Here is a 17097-nt window from a genome sequence, read left to right as displayed (position 1 = left end):
ATGCAGCGCGCACTCTTCCGATATCTTCTTGTTTCTCTTTTGTTTTTTATTCCGGTAATCAACAAAGCACAGACAGCTAAACCTAAGCCTGTAACTGTTGTAATTAAAACAGATACCAGTAAGGTTGTGGCCTCAAAATTTGATAAAGAGGCCATAAGCAATTATAAAGAACAAAAAGAGTTTCAATACGACGAAATGGGTCAACAACAATTATCGTTATGGGACAAATTTTGGTTATGGTTCTGGGGTATAATCGGCGAACTGTTTCAGGGAGCAGCATCCAACATTTTTTCCAGGTATATTTTTATCGGACTTGGTGTTGCGCTGATCATATTTATTGTGGTTAAAGTTATTGGAGCAGAAAAAATCTTCGCTAAAAAATCTAAAGAAACAATCCTTCCATACGGTGTAATTACCGAAAACATCCATGAGATAGATTATGAACAGGAATTACAAAGATTAGTTGCCGAAAGAAAATTCCGTTTGGCCGTTAGGCTTTTATACTTGAGGGCGCTAAAAAAATTGAGCGATGCCGAAATTATCCAATGGCAGCCCGATAAAACCAATTATAATTATTTAATGGAAATCGGTAAGCCAGAGCTGAGAAACGATTTTAGCCAGCTTACCCTACAGTTCGATTATATCTGGTATGGCGATTTCCCTATCGATGAAGTGAAATTCGACCCTATCAAGCAATCATTTAACCAGTTTAACAACCAGATTAAATGAAAGGCTACAAATTATACCTGATTATCGGTTCCATTCTAATTTTGGGTTATTTAATTGCGCAGTATAATAAGCCTACGCCAACAAACTGGGCGCCAACATATGCTATTAAAGACAAAATCCCATACGGAACATATATTTTATACAATAGAATCAAAGATATTTTGCCCTCGGCAAGTATTCAACAGTCGAAAACAGCCGTTTATACTACGCTAAAATCTAAAAGATTCAATAAAACGGCTTATATAATCGTTGCGCAAAAGGCAGATATTAGTAAAACGGATCTTGAACAGCTGATAAAATATATGCAAGCGGGCAATGATGTATTTATAGCCACTTATGATTTAGGAAAAATAAGGACGGAACTTAAAGTGCAAACTTCTACGGCAATGTCTCCCGAAGGAAGTACCTTAAACTTCACCAATCCAGAACTAAAAACTGATGCAAACTATGGTTTTGAAAGAGGCATCGGCAGCCAGTATTTTAGTAAAGTAGACACCAATAAAACGACAATATTGGGCGTAAATGGGAAAGGCCAGCCTAATTTTATCCGTTATGCTTACGGAAAAGGCAATCTCTACCTCATCGCAGAACCTGGTTTTTATACTAATTTTAATCTGTTAGATAAATATGGTGCAGAATATGCCGCTAAAACCTTGAGTTATTTACATGGAAATAAGCAGCTCATTTTTGATGAATATTTTTCTGTGCAAAAGAACACCGCTACCGATATGCTCAGGGTATTCTTTAAACATCCTGAACTGGAGTTTGCATACTATCTGGCAATATTTAGCCTGATAGTTTTTGTCTTGTACGACATTAAGCGCAGGCAAAGAATTATCCCAATCGCAGATCCGCTTACTAATTCTTCTTTGGCCTTTGTTAATGTGGTGGGCAGTGTTTATTACCACGAGCGGAACAACCTCGATATAGCCTTAAAAAAGATCAATTACTTTATGGAGTACTTAAGAACCAGGTATTATCTAAAGACCAGCGATATCGACAGCAAATTTGCTCAGGTGCTAATAGAGAAAACAGGCATTAATGAAGCGCTGGCCAAAACCCTGACTAAACATTTTATCCAAACACCAACAATGGGCGATTTAAGCGATACCCAATTAATTAATTTAAACGAAAGCATAGAACAGTTTTATAAAAATACGCAAAGTAATGGAACAAGAACAGTTTAACCCACGCACCGATTTAAGCGCCTTAAATGAAGCTGTAAATCAAATCAGAAATGTACTTGGAAATATCATTATCGGCCAAAAACAGGTTATTGATTTCTTAATTGTTGGTTTGCTTGCCGACGGGCACATCTTAATTGAAGGAGTACCCGGTGTAGCCAAAACGCTGAGCGCTAAATTGCTGGCAAAATCTATTGATGCACAATTTTCGAGGGTTCAGTTTACCCCCGATTTAATGCCATCTGATGTTTTAGGAACCCCGATTTTTAATACCAAAATAGGAGATTTCGAATTTAGAAAAGGTCCTATTTTTGGTAATATTATTCTGGTTGATGAAATTAACCGTGCACCGGCAAAAACCCAGTCGGCCTTGTTCGAGGTGATGGAAGAGCGCCAGGTAACTATAGATGGCCATACCTATATCATGGACGAACCTTTTATGGTATTGGCCACGCAGAACCCCATTGAGCAGGAAGGAACATACCGCCTGCCTGAAGCACAATTGGATCGGTTTTTATTCAAAATAGAGGTTAAATACCCTTCTTTAGCGGAAGAAACTGCGATTTTAATGGCTCAGCACACTTTAGTTAATAAAACATTATTAAACGATGTAAAACCAGTATTGTCTGTTAAACAGATACAAGAGGCTAGAGCAATCATCCGCAATTTGTTTGTAGAGCCAAAATTATTGGAGTTTATTGCCAAAATCGTAAATGAAACCCGCAACAATTCATCGCTTTATCTGGGCGCTTCGCCAAGGGCATCTTTAGCAATTGTACACAGTGCAAAAGCTTTCGCTGCTATTCAAAACCGCGACTTTGTTACACCTGAAGATATTATTGCTGTTGCAGGCCCTGTATTAGCGCACAGGATTTTGTTATCACCTGAAAAAGAAATGGAAGGATTAACCACAAGCGACATTGTTAATCAGATTATTAAAAAAATTGAAGTACCGAGATAAGTCAGTTTGCAGTTGCAATTTTTAGTACACAGTTTGCAATTAACCGATTAAATAATTTATACAGTTAACCATTTCAACCGATTAAACAACATTGAAAAAATTCTTTCAGCAATATTATAACAATCTATTCCTAAGCGATCGCTTATTTGCGGCTTTAGGCCTCTGCATTGTACTTTTTTTGTTGAAATTCTTTTTTGCCTGGCTGGGCGATATTCCTGAAATTGCCACTGGCGCCGTTTTTGTTTTATTTTTTATCGATATTTTTATTCTATACCGCAATACCCAAGGGATTGATGCCAAAAGAATTACCTCGAAACGTTTGAGTAATGGCGATGAAAATCCGATACAAATCGAAATCAGGAATAGTTATGGTTTTGGGGTAAATGCCAGGGTGATTGATGAAGTACCTTTTCAGTTTCAACTCCGGGATAAAGATTTTAAACTTCATCTAAAATCTGCTGAAGTAAAATCGATCCACTACAACCTGCGACCAACAAAACGTGGTGAGTATGATTTTGGTTTTATTAGAGCGTACATCAGTTCACCTCTGGGCTTAATTAACCGCCGTTATAATTTTGATGGCGCCAAGATCCTGCCTGTTTTTCCTTCTTTTATTAACCTTGGTCAATACGAATTGATGGCCGCTTCACGCTATTTAACAGAATTCGGGATCAAAAAAATCAGAAAGGTCGGACAAAGCAGCGAATTTGATCAGATCAAAAATTATGTTGGTGGCGACGATATCCGTACCATTAACTGGAAAGCTACGGCCAGAAAAGGTGGTTTAATGGTGAATACCTATACAGACGAGAAATCGCAGAATATTTATTGTGTAATTGATAAATCGCGTGTAATGCGCATGCCTTTTGAAGGATTAAGCCTACTCGATTATGCTATAAATGCAGCCGTTGCACTTTCGAAAGTGGCCATGCTTAAAGAAGATAAAGCAGGTTTAATTACGATATCTGAAAATATCGGCGCTGTTGTGCCAGCAGATCGTAAAGCTTCTCAGCTTGGCAGTATCATGAATGTGCTTTACAAAGAAAAAACGAGATACCTTGAAAGTAATCTCGAGGCACTTTATTCCGCGGTACGATCAGTAGTAAAACAAAGGGGCCTTTTGGTTTTCTTTACCAATTTCGAAAGTTTATCGGCACTGCAAAGACAGTTGCCTTATTTAAAAAGAATAGCCAAATACCACTTATTGGTAGTTGTATTTTTCGAAAATACTGAACTAAAAGAATTAAGCACAGCACCTGCAAAAGACGTAGAAGGAATTTACCATAAAACCATTGCCGAGAAATTTATCTACGAGAAAAAACTAATGGTTAAAGAACTCAACAAACATGGCATTTTAGCCATCCTTACCCCGCCTCAAAAACTTACTGTTAATGTAATTAACCAGTATTTGGCATTAAAGGCACAGCATCGAATTTAGTTTGGAGTTGAGAGTGGTGAGTTTCGAGGCACTGTTCTACTAGACCATGTCTGGCAACTCCGAGCTCCAAACGCCCAACTCAAAACCCCCTACTCCTCTTCCCTAAAATACACCTTGTAAAAGTTCATCGATTTATCATCGTCGTAACCTTTTTCGATCATATCTTTATTGCCATGGATATAAATATGGAAGTTTTTATCCAACTTTAACACGCTTTTATAGGCTCGGGCTTGTTTTTTAACAGCAGATTCGGCGATTTCAAAATTATCGGCAATCGGACTTTCGTACTCTTGCTCGTAATTCTTCTTATAGTTTTTGAATGATTCAATGCCTTCGGCATTTCCAATTACTTCATTACCGAATTCCTCAATATCAAAGGTTTCTTTTTCTTTGAAATACTTCATCGAGCGGTTTAAGAGATCGATTTTATCCGCTTTACTGATTTCGTAATCGTCATCAAGTTTCTGCGTAACGAAGTTTTTGTAAACCCCTAAAACATTATTGGTTTGGTTATAACTGTCGTTCCTGATTTTTAGCTTCAAAAATTCATCTTTCCAGTAAACAGCAGAATCGTTGCTACTTTTCGATTGATCCAACACCACGACTTTATAGCCCTCTTCTTTATCAACGTTAAAAATCAGGCAACCTTTATCCAATTTATTAATACTGATGGCGTCTTGCTCGTAACTTACATTAAAGCCATCCTGCTCCGGGTAAACTTTTAGGTAGGTATCTTTTGTTTCGGATTTAAAAACCCCAACTACGTCCAATTGCTCGCCTTCTATCTGCACCTTTTCAAAATAAGCAACATACAGCTCGCCAGATTTAATTTTTGGGTGATTGGCTACATCGTATAAATGTTTGGCCAGTTGTTGCGAATCTTCATGAAAAAGTTCGTTGTTTTCGAAAATTTCATGAACGAAATGGAATACTTCGTTCAACTCCAGATTATCGTTAGGATGGTAAAAACGGTAGACCTCATTTACCTTTTCGAAAGGTTTTAGGAAATACTGCATCAACAGGTTTCCCAACACTTCATCATCAATTTTTAAAGGAGCATCAGATAATTTATAATACTCTTCAAGCAATTTATTGCCTGTGTGGTGGATAGAAAGTTGCTTAAGTGAAGCCTCGAAAAATGAAATCATGGGGGCAAAAATAGTAAAATCATTGGTTAACCTTCTCGGTCATTCAATCATTCTCTAATTCAATTATTTCTTAATATAAACCTCGGCCCGCTGCAGAAAGCTTTTTTCCTTTAATGATGCCTCAACCTCATTTATAGCCTTCATTAAGTTATTTTCCGTATTCATAATTTCTGCTGTGGCTTTAATAATCACATCCCAAACAGGCTCCATAGTGGAAAGAAGTGCTGTACCCTTTTCTGTGAGTTCAACCAAACGTTTACGGGTATCTATTTTATCTTTTTTAGACCGGATCAGTTTCTCCTTCTCCAATTCTTTTAACAAACTGATGGTAGAAGGATGTGCATAACCAATTTCATCTGACAACGAAACCACGTTCATCGTTGATTTTTTATATAAAGTATAAAGCACAGGGAACCATTTGGGTTGAAAATCAATTCCGAATGCTTTATAAATCAACAGACCATCTTTACGGATCTGATCGCTCAGCCTTTGCAATCGGGTAGAAATGGCCAATAAACCAGAAGCATCAATTACATTTTGTTCCATTAAAGAGATTTTAAATCCAGACTATAAAAAACATTGTCTACAGCCATCCTAGGGAAGTAAACCGGCAAATCTTCCATTGCAACTGATTTAAATCCGTTACGTTCATAAAAACGGCAGGCGGCCTGCAATATGTCTTTTGTGCCCAAATATACCTCATTCAGGTTATTATCCTCACAGTATGCTAGAAGTGTTTTCAATAAAGCTTGCGCAACACCAAAATCTTTTCCTCGGAATTCCTTTTTAACAAACATTTTTCTGATTGCCCCCGATTGATGCTCAGGAACAGCAATTAAGGCAATGGTACCAATCAATTCACCATTTAGTATGGCACCCCAAAAAGCGCCGCCAGAACCATCGTAATTTTTTTCTATATCCAACAAATCCGGCTGTGCTGCCAGGTCTATATCTACATTAAATTCTATTTGCTGGATGGGCAGAATTAACCCAATAATCGCTTCACAGAATTGATTATCTAACCGTTCAATTTTAAATTCGTTTTGCATCGCTAAATATTATTGAACAAATATATGTAGTTAACTACATATATTCCAAATGCAAATATCATTTGAACCTCAAATTTTAGGAAATACCTGGTTACTGGAGAAGGTTATTTTGTGTTCTTTAACTTATTGAGAAAGTCGACTATCTTTTTATCGGCATAATTGGCCACGCCTTCATGCTTGAAAGATAATCTGCCCTGTTTATCAAAAATAACTGTTGTTGGTAAAGCGCCTGCAAATACTTTTTCAGGAATCTCACTTTCTACTTTATAAACGGGCATCGCATATTTACGGTCGGACATAAACTTGCCCGATTTGACAAAATCGCCATCTGCATCCGCAAAAATGAAAACAACATTTTTATCATCTTTAAACTGAATGTATAATTTGTTAATCGATGGCATTTCAGCTCTACAGGGAGGACACCAGGTTGCCCAGAAATTAAGAAAAATGACTTTTCCTTTTAAATCGCCAAGATCAATCACATTTCCTTTTACATCCTTAAACTGGATTCCGTCAAGGCTCGTTGCGATTTCCTTTGGGCTTTCAACTTTTGGCGAATAAAAACCAATTTCCATTAATCCCCTAATTAAAAACGCTTTTGCATCGGGCACAAAAACAATTACCAAAAGGATAATGATAAATAACGCATTGAATATATGTTTCCTGATAAATTTCATTGCCTATCTGCTTTTCTTATGGTAAATAATAACGAAAACAGATTCGTAATTGGTATGGAAATAATTTTTCCCGGAAGCAATAATGCCTGAAAAAAAAGCATAAAACGGTTCACATCGTCAGTATATTTAAAAGGATTATCGATAAAGCCTAAAAATCCCATATTATTATAATCTGGTTTAATATAAATGTAATAGCTCACCACTAAGTAGACAAGGCTAAAGAATATGCCTAAACAGGCCGCTCCATTTTCAAAATCCTCAAACTGGTTAAAGGGAATGTAATAAATAAAGATTAGCACTGCTGCTAAGGCAGCGCCACCGGCAATGATGATCCAGATTCGTGGCCAGTACAATTTATGGTGATAAGTTTCTATGCTCCCTGTTGGCCCTGGATTGTTTCTCTCAAAAAACCATTCAAATATCGACATATTACTAATTTTGCTGTTGCGTTACCCGAATTTCTTTATCCGAGCATTACTAATCATGCTTCCCCTGTTAAACCATTAACTAAACCACGAGTCATAACACCATAAATACAATGTTACTTTGTAAATATATATAATTGCTTAGGAATTACTACTTTTGGCCTGTTGAAAAAGCATAGACAAAACATTAAGAAATATCTATCGGCATTTATGCTGATTGTATTTGCTATTGCTTTAACTCCGTGGAGTGTACTTCACCACCATAACCCTCTTCCGGTTGTGCAGAAAGAGGTCAACTGTAAACATGTTAGCCACGTGCAGGCCCATGGCGATACCTGTTTAATCTGTAATGCTAGTTTTGAAAAAAATTATGTGCAAACGCACCACATTTACAGAATCTTCTTATCAGCCAAAATTTTTAACCGAACCGAAGCGACCTTAAAGAATGCCTTTACCGAAATAAAGCGCACTTGCCTACGTGGCCCCCCATTAGCATAATTTTTTCTTTCAAGCGCATCCGCGCTTAATCAAATTATTTATTTGAGAAACTAAAACTAGCTTCATTTAGCTATTGCTTTGGTTTTTCTATCATTTTTATTTACTACAACACATGAAAAAATTACAGCTTATTGGCTTGGTAATTCTATATACATTATTAAGCAGCACCGTTTTTGCTGCCGCTTTAAAGAATATAACAGGTAAGGTTATTGATGCCAGCACCAAACAAACGTTACCAGGTGCAACCATTTTTATTCCTGATTTAAAAGTTTCAGCAGTAACCAACAATTATGGAGAATTTACGTTGAATAACCTTCCTTCAAAAGGAAGTTATCTTATTGAGGTACATTATGTTGGCTATAAAACCACTACACAGGTGGTAAATTTTGCAAGCGCAGCCGGATTAGAATTTTCTTTACAACCTACTGCCATAGAAACAAAGGAGATTGTAATTACCGGAAGTTTGATCAGTAGTACCAGCAAAAGAAATAGTGCTTCTTCTGCAGTAATTGGTAAGGATCAGCTTCTACAGCCTTCAACAAATTTAATTGATGCGTTGACCAAAATACCTGGTGTATCGCAAATTACTACTGGCCCATCTATTTCTAAGCCTGTAATCAGAGGCTTGGGTTACAACAGAATTGTAACTTTAGATGATGGGATAAAACAACAAGGCCAGCAATGGGGCGATGAGCATGGTATTGAAATCGATCAGTTTAAATCAGACCGCGTTGAAGTTTTACGTGGCGCAGCATCGTTAATGTACGGTTCTGATGCACTCGGTGGTGTAATTAACCTATTAGAGCCAAGTACCGCACCCGAAGGGCAGATTAAAGGAGAATTTATTACCAATTACTCTACAAATAATGGCCTTACCGCTAACTCGTTAATGTTAAATGGTAACGAAAACGGGTTTGTTTGGAGAGCCCGTGGAACGTATAAAAATGCTTACTCTTTTAAAACACCAACAGGTTACTTCCCTAATTCGGGCTTTAACGAAACCGATTTAAGTGGTATGGTAGGTTTAAATAAAAGCTGGGGTTATACCCACTTAAACGTTTCGAACTTTCATAACAATATTGGCTTTTATGAGCCGACTTTAGATGACAATGGAAATTTTGTAAAAGAAGATGGTAGTGCTTTTACCAACGATGATTATAAAAACCGCACTTTAGAATACCCTCGCCAGGATATCCGCCACTTTAAAATTGCATTGAACAACAATTTCATTATCGGTAACGGCAACTTGAAAGCTGATTTTGGCTATCAACAAAACCAACGCCGTGAGTTAGATGGACCGGACCCTGCCTTATTCTTCGATCTTAAAACCTACAATGCAGACCTGAAATACTATATCCACGAAACCAATGGATGGCAGCCCGTTTTTGGGGTAAGTGTAGATGATGCACATAGCCAAAATAAAGGAACAGAATTTTTAATTCCAGCTTACGATACTTTTGGTTTAGGTGTTTTTGCTTTTGCCAAGAAAAACTGGGAGAACAATACATTTAGCATCGGTGCACGTTATGATTTCAGAAAAAACAACGGAGAACAATTGTTTGATGACGGAGAAGAGCTTTTCGCACCTTTCAAAAATAAGTTTTCCAATGTAAGCGGCGCATTGGGTTTTACGCACCAATTTAACGAAGAATGGAACTTTAAAGCCAATGTGGGTTCTGCATTTCGTGCGCCAAATCCAGCAGAGCTAGGCTCGAACGGTGTGCACGAAGGTACATTTAGATATGAAATCGGTAACTCTGGCTTAAGTCCTGAGCGCAGTTACCAGGTAGATGCAGCTTTAGAATATGAAGGAAAAATTGTAAGCGCAAGTGCAAGTGTTTATAACAACTACATCCACAATTATATTTACGCTTCCAACAATGGCGAACAAAGAGAAGCTGAAGGTACACTTTATGATGTTTACCGTTACGGACAGGTAAACGCGAATCTTTACGGTGCTGAAGCAAGCTTAACCATCCACCCTGTTCCGTTTATCCACTTTGAGAATACCTTTGGATACGTTCATGCACAGAATAACACTTTAAACAGGCCACTTTCATTTATTCCTGCAGGAACTTTGAGAAACGAGTTGCGTTTCGAGCCTAAACTTAAAGGAACAAATGATGCCTACCTATCTGTTGGTATCAACTCGGCATTTAAACAAACACGTGTGGATGATGTTTTCGAAACGCCAACCAGCGGTTATACGCTATTAAACGCAGGCATTGGTGCTACATTTAATTTAGGCAAACAGCCAATCAAACTATCTGTTTCGGCCAACAACTTGTTAGATCAGAAATATTATGATGCTTTAAGTAGATTTAAACCAGGCCGTTTTGATCAGGAGAATCCTAATTTAGGTGTTTACAATACCGGTAGAAATATCACTTTCGGATTGTATGTTCCTTTTACACTGGTAAAATAAAACTCACTAAATACCATTTACAGACAAAAAGCGGGGTTGATCAATAAGATCACTCCGCTTTTTGTTTAAGTATATCTAAGATTAATCGTCATTTCGCTATTATCGACGGGCTCCAATAGAAAGGTCGTCATTTCGAGCGAAGTATAACTGAGCCGAGAAATCTGCATAGACAGATCTCTCCATTTCGCTACGCTTCAGTCGAGATGACGCCCTATTTATTTGAGGTTGTTATCCAAACCCAATCACTTCTTAACCACTGTCCTCTTAGCCCTCACATACTGATTTGGCCATTCGGTATCATCGCCAAGTACCTGCGCCGCATGGGTAGGAAAATAGGCATCACGCAGCGATTCGCGTGCAATAAAAATCAAATCAGCTTTGCCTTGTTCTAAAATTTCTTCCGCCTGCTGCGCCTCTACAATCACGCCTACTGCACCTGTATAAATGCCAATTTCATTTCTGATCTTATCAGCAAAAGGAACCTGATAGTTTGGCCCCGCAGGAATAAAAGCATCGGGCACATTACCCCCCGATGAGGTATCAATTAAATCCACACCGCGATCTTTTAGCACCGCTGCCAATTGTAGCGAGTCGTTCTCGTTCCAGCCACCTTCCGTCCAATCCGTTGCAGAAATGCGAACAAATAAAGGCAAGTTTTCCGGCCATACCGATTGTACAGCTTCAACCACATCGATTACCAAACGAATACGGTTTTCGAAACTTCCGCCATAAACATCTGTACGTTTATTGCTCAGCGGACTAAAAAACTGATGTAGTAAATAACCGTGCGCAGCATGTATTTCTACAACTTTATAGCCTGCATCCAATGCACGTTTAGCTGCTGCCCGGAAGGCAAAAACAATATCCTGAATCTCTGATATCGTTAATTCATGTGGTTCAACCTGTCCTGGCTTAAAAGAAATTGGAGATGGCGCAATTGGTTTCCAGCTATTTTCACCAGCGGCAATTTGTTCGCCACCTTTCCAGGGCACTTCACAACTGGCTTTTCTACCTGCGTGCGCCAGTTGAATGCCTGCAATTGCTCCATTATCATGGATAAACGAAACAATCTGTTTTAATTTAGCTACATGTTCATCTTTCCAGATGCCCAAATCGGCATAGGTAATTCTTCCATCGGCAGTTACTGCAGAAGCTTCCTGGATAATTAAACCTGCACCACCAACGGCACGGCTTCCTAAATGCACCAAATGCCAATCGGTTGCAAAACCATCAACAGCAGAATACTGGCACATTGGCGAAATAACAATTCTATTTTTTAAGGTTACATCCTTTATGGTAAAAGGAGAAAATAATTTAGACATAATATTGGGATATTTTACCGCAAAGAACTCAAAGTTTTTTCGCAAAGGAAAATAAAGTCATTTGCCCAAGCGCTCTTTGCTTTTCCACAAACATACAATCTCCACATTAAGGATGTTTTAATGCAACAATTATTAGACTGATATTTTACCTTCCCGTGGCGTAGGGCGCGGAGCGATAGGCGTGAAAACGCTAACCCCTATTCGCTCAGCGCTAAACTTTTTTCAAAATAATTTGGAGATCATCAAACAACATCATACATTAGTGTATTATTTAACTAATACAGTAGATATGATAAATATTAACAATCTTAATTTTGGCTACAGCAAGCATAAGCCATTATTTAAAAATATGAGCATGCGGTTAAGCAATGGTCATATTTACGGTTTGCTTGGAAAAAATGGGGCAGGCAAATCGACCCTGTTAAAAAATCTTGCCGGTTTGGTGTATGCACAGAGTGGCACGTTGGATGTAATGGGCTTTAACCCGGCCAAAAGACAGCCAGCACTATTAGCGCAGATTTGTTTTATACCTGAAGAATTCTATTTACCATCAGTAAAAATAGATGCCTATTTAAAAGCAAGCGCACCATTTTATAAAAATTTTGATCACAGTTATTTTACTGATCTGATAAAAGAATTCGACATTCCGGTAGAGCAGAAACTCATTAATATGAGTTACGGCCAAAAGAAAAAGGTAATTATTGCTTTCGGGTTGGCTACACGGGCGAAATTGGTCATTATGGATGAGCCTACAAATGGATTGGATATTCCTTCTAAAGCACAGTTCAGAAAAATTATGGCTTCTGCCATGACAGATGAACGGTGTATCATCATCTCCACCCACCAGGTTAGAGATTTGGACAACCTGATCGATACCGTGATTATGCTTGATGAGAACGATATCGCCCTTAAAGCTACGGTAGAAGAAATTACAACAAAGTTAACCTTCAAGAAAGTTAAAGAAATCGATGATAGCATCATCTACGCGGAGGCATCACTCTCTGGGTATAATGCTGTTATGCCAAACTATCATCAAGAAGAAAGCAAATTAGATATGGAACTTCTTTTCAATGCTATACTTGCCGAAAAAATCAAATTTAAACCTTTATTCAGTTAAGCGATGAACAACACATTCAATATTAATAGATTTGGCTTATTGCTTAGAAGACAATGGCTTGATTTTGGAAAAATTTACCTGATCAGTTTCGGTGTATTAATTGGGATTTTAGCCCTTATTTATTCCATAAGCCTAACTGATGATAAATTGAAACACCTTTCTTATGATACATTAAACTTCAGGTATCCGTTATTTTTGATTACGGGCTTGCTTTTCGTGAGCATTATAGCTAACAGTTATTTTATGCACTTAGGGCAAAAGCCCAAGGCAATTATTAATATTTTGATTCCTGCATCCAGCATTGAAAAATTTTCATGTGGTATATTTTACACTGTAATAGTTGCAATACCAAGCTATTTGCTATGCTTCTACCTAACTGATCTTATCTTTGTCTCGTCTGTCAGGTCAACCCATACGCTAGTATCAAGTTATAATGACCATTACGGTAAAAAAGTAGTTATAGATAACCTAGCGTATTTCTTTTCAACTACGACTGTTAAGCAATTTTATGAGTATTACTACGTGCCATTCTTAATCAATGCTGTTTTTTTACTAGGTTCTATTTTTTTCCAGAGCTTCCATTACATTAAAACAGCAATTTCGGTGATGGCCTTCGGGGTATTTTGGGTTACTTCGACAATTTTTGTTATGAAAAAATTAACTAACAACACTGTTTGGGTTGGAAGCCATTATTGGCAAGACGAAAAAAATATTTTTTTCCTAACAAGTTTAATTGGCATATTATTAACACTGGCATTCTGGTTCATCTCATTTATACGTTTAAAAGAAAAGGAGGCCTAAATGGAATTTAATAACAACAAGGCAATTTACCTACAGATAGCCGAATATGTTTGCGAACAAATTTTGCTGGGTAAATGGAAAGCCGACGAAAAAATACCATCAGTTAGGGAAATGGCAGTAGAACTTGAGGTAAACCCCAATACGGTAATGCGCACCTACGAATTATTGCAGGGCAAGAATATCCTTAACAACAAAAGGGGAATAGGTTTTTTCCTTGCTGATGATACTATCGATCAGGTAAAACAATATCGTAAAACTAGCTTTATTGACAATGAACTGCCCAATCTGTTCAGGAACCTTTACCTCTTGGAAATTGATTTCGATGAGCTAAAATCCCGCTATCAAACTTTTGTATCACAAAACTTTAACGCCTAAAAAATGAAAACAAGTAGTAAACTTTTAATAGGGTTAGCACTTACCCTTCTTATTGTTCCCTTAACAGTAATGATTTTGATTGCCAAAGCAAACCGCATCGACAATAAAACTTATAATAAAATGCTAATGGGAGCCGAAAATATTAATAGCGATTTAGATCGGTTTATCAAAAAATATCCGGTCAAGGCATTTCATAATGTAGTGATTAGTGGTTCGGAATCATCTTTTCTTAACGTAAAAATTATTGCCAGTGATAAGTTCTTGTTTAAAGCAACCACAGCTCTTGCCTCTGATATCGATTACAAAATAGACGATGATGGAAAACTTCATATCTCTTTAAAAAAAAGAAACAAATATCAATATGGAACACTGTTGATTTTTTCGCCAAATTTAGAAAGTATTATTTTTAACAACGTATCGATTGATGACTTATCAGCGAATCAGGAAAGTTTAAATGTGGAAATCGTAAAAGGCATAAACTTCAGATTAGGAGAAGGGATGAAAATTAAAGACCTGCACCTTATAAAGCAAACCGTTTATGAACAACAAGATGTAGTGATACCAAACATAATGATTGAAGATGCGGCGATTAAAAACCTGAAGGTGGATATTAATACCGGATACCTAACTGTAAACAATACAACGCTAGGGAATGTAGATCTGAATTTAAAAAATGCAAAAGCAGAATTCAAAAATGAGGAAAATAAAAATGTGGCCCCCATAGATACCCTTATATTAAATAGCCTGGGAAAGAATGAAGTAAATTTTCAACGCATTAAGATTAATAAAGCGAGTGGCAAGCTCTCTGATGAAACAAGTATTCAAATACCTATGATCAATCTGAAGCAAATAATTAAATAATGCTTTTACCTAGAAGAATAATAACCTTTTAAAAATTACCGTGATTATTGCAAAAAGGGCATGATTTTTAAGCTAACTAATTGGCAAAAGTTTAACTTGGGCCAATTAGCTTTTTAGTTTTACATCATTACCCATTATGAAGAGATACTTCCTTTTACTTATACTTACTTTGTTCGTTTTTAGCCATGCACAAGCACAAAAAATAGACACCCTATCTATCACCCTTGATAACGTTAAATACCCATATCCGGTTAAATATTTCCCTATCAATACAGAAGGGCAGGATATTAAAATGGCCTATATGGATGTTGCACCAACCGCTGCCCCCAACGGAAAAACAGCAATCCTCTTTCACGGTAAAAATTTTGGCGGTTATTATTGGGGTAATGTAATTAAAGCCTTAACTAACATTGGTTACCGGGTTATCGTACCTGATCAAATTGGTTTTGGCAAATCATCTAAAGCATTTATCCATTACAGTTTCCACCAAATGGCTACCTGGAATAAAAGACTGCTGGATACCTTAGGCGTTCAAAAAACCGTGGTTTTAGGTCATAGTATGGGCGGTATGCTGGCTACGCGTTTTGCCTTGATGTACCCGGAAAGAACTGAAAAACTCTTGCTCGAAAACCCAATCGGGCTAGAAGATTATAAAACTTTCATTCCTTATATCACCACTGCACAACAATACCAAACCGAACTTAAAACCACAGCCGAAAGTGTTCGTAAATATTACCAGGGTTCCTATTTTACCTATTGGAAACCCGAATACGAATACCTGGTGAGCATTGCCGGAGGGGTAACCAATAGTTCCGACTACCCACGCTGGGCTAAAGTTGCCGCACTAACTTATACTATGATTTATGAACAACCTGTGGTCTACGAATTTCAGAATTTAAAGGTTCCTACTGTTTTGTTTATTGGTAAAGAAGATAAAACCATCGTCGGCAAAGGCCTGCTTACGCCAGATCAACAGGCTTTACACGGGCAATATAAACTTTTAGGAAAGCAGACTGCAGCCAAAATTATCGGGGCTAAAATTATCGAATTTGATGCCTGCGGACATATTCCGCATATCGAAATTCCGACGGAATTTTTGGTAGCATTAACCGGAAGTTTGTAAATATAAATATTTTGAGTGATCGTCATTCTCACGTATCCGGGAATCCTAAAGCTTATAACAAGCACTGTAAAGCATTAAGATTCCCAATCAAGTTGGGAATGACGACAACACTAAATCTAATTAATCTCTTTCCCTACAATTTTATTAATACCCTGCATTTCGAAATCGATGTCCTGCCCCATCGATTTCATTTTACCATACAGCTCTACACGTAGGTGGCTGTTAAGTACAATTCCGGTTTTCATATCAAGTGAGGTTTCTCCTGAGTTGGTTCCTTGTAGATCGGTTTCCATTTTGTTGCCCATCACTTCAAAATTTCCTTTTGAGACTAATGTTCCTTTTACGCTCAAAATAGCAATACCATCTTTCACTTCCTTCAATGTGTATTGTGTAATCGTTTCAATGGGCATACTCATCTGCATTTTAGTATCAACCGTCCAGCTGTCGCCTATTTTAACGGGTTTATCAGGGTAAATTTTAAATGACGATTCCATGGTCTGTTTTACTACCTCGTTGCTAAATTGTTTACTTAAAGCATTTTTAATCTGTTTAACCTGACTGGTATCTTTAGTCATCCTTGCCGCCATATTATCGAGCATTTTATCGATACCAGCGACTGTTTTAATCCCACCGTTTGGGGTTACAGTCATATAAAAAGACGCCCCTTTTAAGCCGCTAAAAGGATTCTTTTTGGTACTATCCTGATCATCTGAATTGAGGGTCATGGTGTTGCCCATCGCTACAGATTTCATGAAAATTCTGTTATATATTACTTTCACATCCTTTTCGCCACTATGACCTTCGGTAATATCAAAAGTATAATCCGTTCCAATGCTTTGGGTTAAATGCACATCGCGGCCAGCAATTTTCTGGTTAATGATCTGTTCGGAAGTAAGTGTGAAATCGTACTTATAACCCGTTGGATAATTTTGTCTTAACACATAGGTTTTCTGTGCAAAGGCAG

17 protein-coding genes are annotated in these 17097 nt (G+C 37.5%); 10 read left to right on the top strand and 7 right to left on the bottom strand.

Going from position 1 to position 17097, the window contains the following annotated elements; translation table 11 throughout:
- The 4 genes from J7E57_RS00220 (at position 1) to J7E57_RS00205 (ending at position 4312) form a co-directional block, all read left to right on the top strand.
- A complete protein-coding gene (locus J7E57_RS00220; protein WP_215129460.1) occupies positions 1-729 on the top strand; it encodes a DUF4129 domain-containing protein in 729 nt (242 codons plus the stop codon).
- The gene (locus J7E57_RS00215; RefSeq protein WP_215129458.1) at positions 726-1916 is read left to right on the top strand and encodes a DUF4350 domain-containing protein; all 1191 of its coding nucleotides are present in this window, start codon (positions 726-728) and stop codon (positions 1914-1916) included. Before J7E57_RS00220 ends, J7E57_RS00215 begins: the two co-directional genes overlap by 4 nt.
- The gene (locus J7E57_RS00210; protein WP_215129456.1) at positions 1897-2874 is read left to right on the top strand and encodes an AAA family ATPase; all 978 of its coding nucleotides are present in this window, start codon (positions 1897-1899) and stop codon (positions 2872-2874) included. The genes J7E57_RS00215 and J7E57_RS00210 overlap by 20 nt, the downstream gene beginning before the upstream one ends.
- A gap of 91 nt (positions 2875-2965) precedes the next feature.
- Positions 2966-4312 (top strand): DUF58 domain-containing protein, encoded by a 1347-nt coding sequence (locus tag J7E57_RS00205; protein WP_215129454.1) that lies wholly within the window; start codon positions 2966-2968, stop codon positions 4310-4312.
- An 89-nt stretch (positions 4313-4401) separates the two neighbouring features.
- On the opposite strand, the gene J7E57_RS00200 is transcribed toward J7E57_RS00205, so the two are convergent.
- From J7E57_RS00200 to J7E57_RS00180, 5 genes are all read right to left on the bottom strand, one after another.
- The gene (locus J7E57_RS00200; RefSeq protein WP_215129452.1) at positions 4402-5460 is read right to left on the bottom strand and encodes a nucleoid-associated protein; all 1059 of its coding nucleotides are present in this window, start codon (positions 5458-5460) and stop codon (positions 4402-4404) included.
- Between the two features lie 63 nt (positions 5461-5523).
- Positions 5524-6006, bottom strand: coding sequence for a MarR family winged helix-turn-helix transcriptional regulator (locus tag J7E57_RS00195; RefSeq protein ID WP_215129450.1), 483 nt, complete (start codon positions 6004-6006; stop codon positions 5524-5526).
- Entirely contained in the window at positions 6006-6509 is a 504-nt protein-coding gene (locus J7E57_RS00190) for a GNAT family N-acetyltransferase (protein WP_215129448.1), read from the bottom strand. Before J7E57_RS00190 ends, J7E57_RS00195 begins: the two co-directional genes overlap by 1 nt.
- 104 nt (positions 6510-6613) lie before the next feature.
- Positions 6614-7186 (bottom strand): TlpA family protein disulfide reductase, encoded by a 573-nt coding sequence (locus J7E57_RS00185; protein WP_215129446.1) that lies wholly within the window; start codon positions 7184-7186, stop codon positions 6614-6616.
- Positions 7183-7614, bottom strand: a complete 432-nt coding sequence (locus J7E57_RS00180) for a hypothetical protein (RefSeq protein WP_215129444.1) — start codon at positions 7612-7614, stop codon at positions 7183-7185. The genes J7E57_RS00185 and J7E57_RS00180 overlap by 4 nt, the downstream gene beginning before the upstream one ends.
- 607 nt (positions 7615-8221) lie before the next feature.
- On the opposite strand from J7E57_RS00180, the gene J7E57_RS00175 reads away from it, so the two are divergent.
- Complete coding sequence (locus tag J7E57_RS00175) at positions 8222-10534, top strand: TonB-dependent receptor (RefSeq protein ID WP_215129442.1); 2313 nt, start codon at positions 8222-8224, stop codon at positions 10532-10534.
- A gap of 242 nt (positions 10535-10776) precedes the next feature.
- On the opposite strand, the gene J7E57_RS00170 is transcribed toward J7E57_RS00175, so the two are convergent.
- Positions 10777-11856 (bottom strand): NADH:flavin oxidoreductase/NADH oxidase, encoded by a 1080-nt coding sequence (locus J7E57_RS00170; protein ID WP_215129440.1) that lies wholly within the window; start codon positions 11854-11856, stop codon positions 10777-10779.
- Positions 11857-12145: 289 nt separating this feature from the next.
- On the opposite strand from J7E57_RS00170, the gene J7E57_RS00165 reads away from it, so the two are divergent.
- From J7E57_RS00165 to J7E57_RS00145, 5 genes are all read left to right on the top strand, one after another.
- The gene (locus tag J7E57_RS00165; RefSeq protein WP_215129438.1) at positions 12146-12973 is read left to right on the top strand and encodes an ATP-binding cassette domain-containing protein; all 828 of its coding nucleotides are present in this window, start codon (positions 12146-12148) and stop codon (positions 12971-12973) included.
- A gap of 3 nt (positions 12974-12976) precedes the next feature.
- Positions 12977-13774 carry a hypothetical protein gene (locus J7E57_RS00160; protein ID WP_215129436.1) on the top strand — a complete coding sequence of 266 codons (798 nt, stop codon included), beginning with the start codon at positions 12977-12979 and terminating at the stop codon, positions 13772-13774.
- A complete protein-coding gene (locus tag J7E57_RS00155; protein WP_215129434.1) occupies positions 13775-14149 on the top strand; it encodes a GntR family transcriptional regulator in 375 nt (124 codons plus the stop codon).
- A 3-nt stretch (positions 14150-14152) separates the two neighbouring features.
- Positions 14153-15010 (top strand): hypothetical protein, encoded by an 858-nt coding sequence (locus J7E57_RS00150; protein ID WP_215129432.1) that lies wholly within the window; start codon positions 14153-14155, stop codon positions 15008-15010.
- Positions 15011-15146: 136 nt separating this feature from the next.
- Complete coding sequence (locus J7E57_RS00145; protein WP_215129430.1) at positions 15147-16133, top strand: alpha/beta fold hydrolase; 987 nt, start codon at positions 15147-15149, stop codon at positions 16131-16133.
- Positions 16134-16249: 116 nt separating this feature from the next.
- Here the strand turns inward: J7E57_RS00145 and J7E57_RS00140 are convergent, their stop codons facing one another.
- The gene (locus J7E57_RS00140) at positions 16250-17074 is read right to left on the bottom strand and encodes a DUF6263 family protein (protein WP_215164893.1); all 825 of its coding nucleotides are present in this window, start codon (positions 17072-17074) and stop codon (positions 16250-16252) included.
- Positions 17075-17097 lie beyond the last annotated feature (23 nt).

Origin of the sequence: Pedobacter sp. ISL-64, assembly GCF_018613605.1 — a bacterium.
In the GTDB taxonomy this organism is placed as follows: domain Bacteria; phylum Bacteroidota; class Bacteroidia; order Sphingobacteriales; family Sphingobacteriaceae; genus Pedobacter.
Note: the sequence above shows the minus strand (reverse complement) of the source record. Positions and strands in the feature narration are given on the sequence as shown.

What these genes read in the sequence shown, in the direction of transcription:
- J7E57_RS00175 (WP_215129442.1), top strand. Translation starts at nt 8,222, where the DNA reads ATGAAAAAATTACAGCTTATTGGCTTGGTAATTCTATATACATTATTA.
- J7E57_RS00210 (WP_215129456.1), top strand. Translation starts at nt 1,897, where the DNA reads ATGGAACAAGAACAGTTTAACCCACGCACCGATTTAAGCGCCTTAAAT.
- J7E57_RS00155 (WP_215129434.1), top strand. Translation starts at nt 13,775, where the DNA reads ATGGAATTTAATAACAACAAGGCAATTTACCTACAGATAGCCGAATAT.
- J7E57_RS00200 (WP_215129452.1), bottom strand. Translation starts at nt 5,460, where the DNA reads ATGATTTCATTTTTCGAGGCTTCACTTAAGCAACTTTCTATCCACCAC.
- J7E57_RS00180 (WP_215129444.1), bottom strand. Translation starts at nt 7,614, where the DNA reads ATGTCGATATTTGAATGGTTTTTTGAGAGAAACAATCCAGGGCCAACA.
- J7E57_RS00185 (WP_215129446.1), bottom strand. Translation starts at nt 7,186, where the DNA reads ATGAAATTTATCAGGAAACATATATTCAATGCGTTATTTATCATTATC.
- J7E57_RS00170 (WP_215129440.1), bottom strand. Translation starts at nt 11,856, where the DNA reads ATGTCTAAATTATTTTCTCCTTTTACCATAAAGGATGTAACCTTAAAA.
- J7E57_RS00160 (WP_215129436.1), top strand. Translation starts at nt 12,977, where the DNA reads ATGAACAACACATTCAATATTAATAGATTTGGCTTATTGCTTAGAAGA.
- J7E57_RS00145 (WP_215129430.1), top strand. Translation starts at nt 15,147, where the DNA reads ATGAAGAGATACTTCCTTTTACTTATACTTACTTTGTTCGTTTTTAGC.
- J7E57_RS00165 (WP_215129438.1), top strand. Translation starts at nt 12,146, where the DNA reads ATGATAAATATTAACAATCTTAATTTTGGCTACAGCAAGCATAAGCCA.
- J7E57_RS00150 (WP_215129432.1), top strand. Translation starts at nt 14,153, where the DNA reads ATGAAAACAAGTAGTAAACTTTTAATAGGGTTAGCACTTACCCTTCTT.
- J7E57_RS00190 (WP_215129448.1), bottom strand. Translation starts at nt 6,509, where the DNA reads ATGCAAAACGAATTTAAAATTGAACGGTTAGATAATCAATTCTGTGAA.
- J7E57_RS00195 (WP_215129450.1), bottom strand. Translation starts at nt 6,006, where the DNA reads ATGGAACAAAATGTAATTGATGCTTCTGGTTTATTGGCCATTTCTACC.
- J7E57_RS00215 (WP_215129458.1), top strand. Translation starts at nt 726, where the DNA reads ATGAAAGGCTACAAATTATACCTGATTATCGGTTCCATTCTAATTTTG.
- J7E57_RS00220 (WP_215129460.1), top strand. Translation starts at nt 1, where the DNA reads ATGCAGCGCGCACTCTTCCGATATCTTCTTGTTTCTCTTTTGTTTTTT.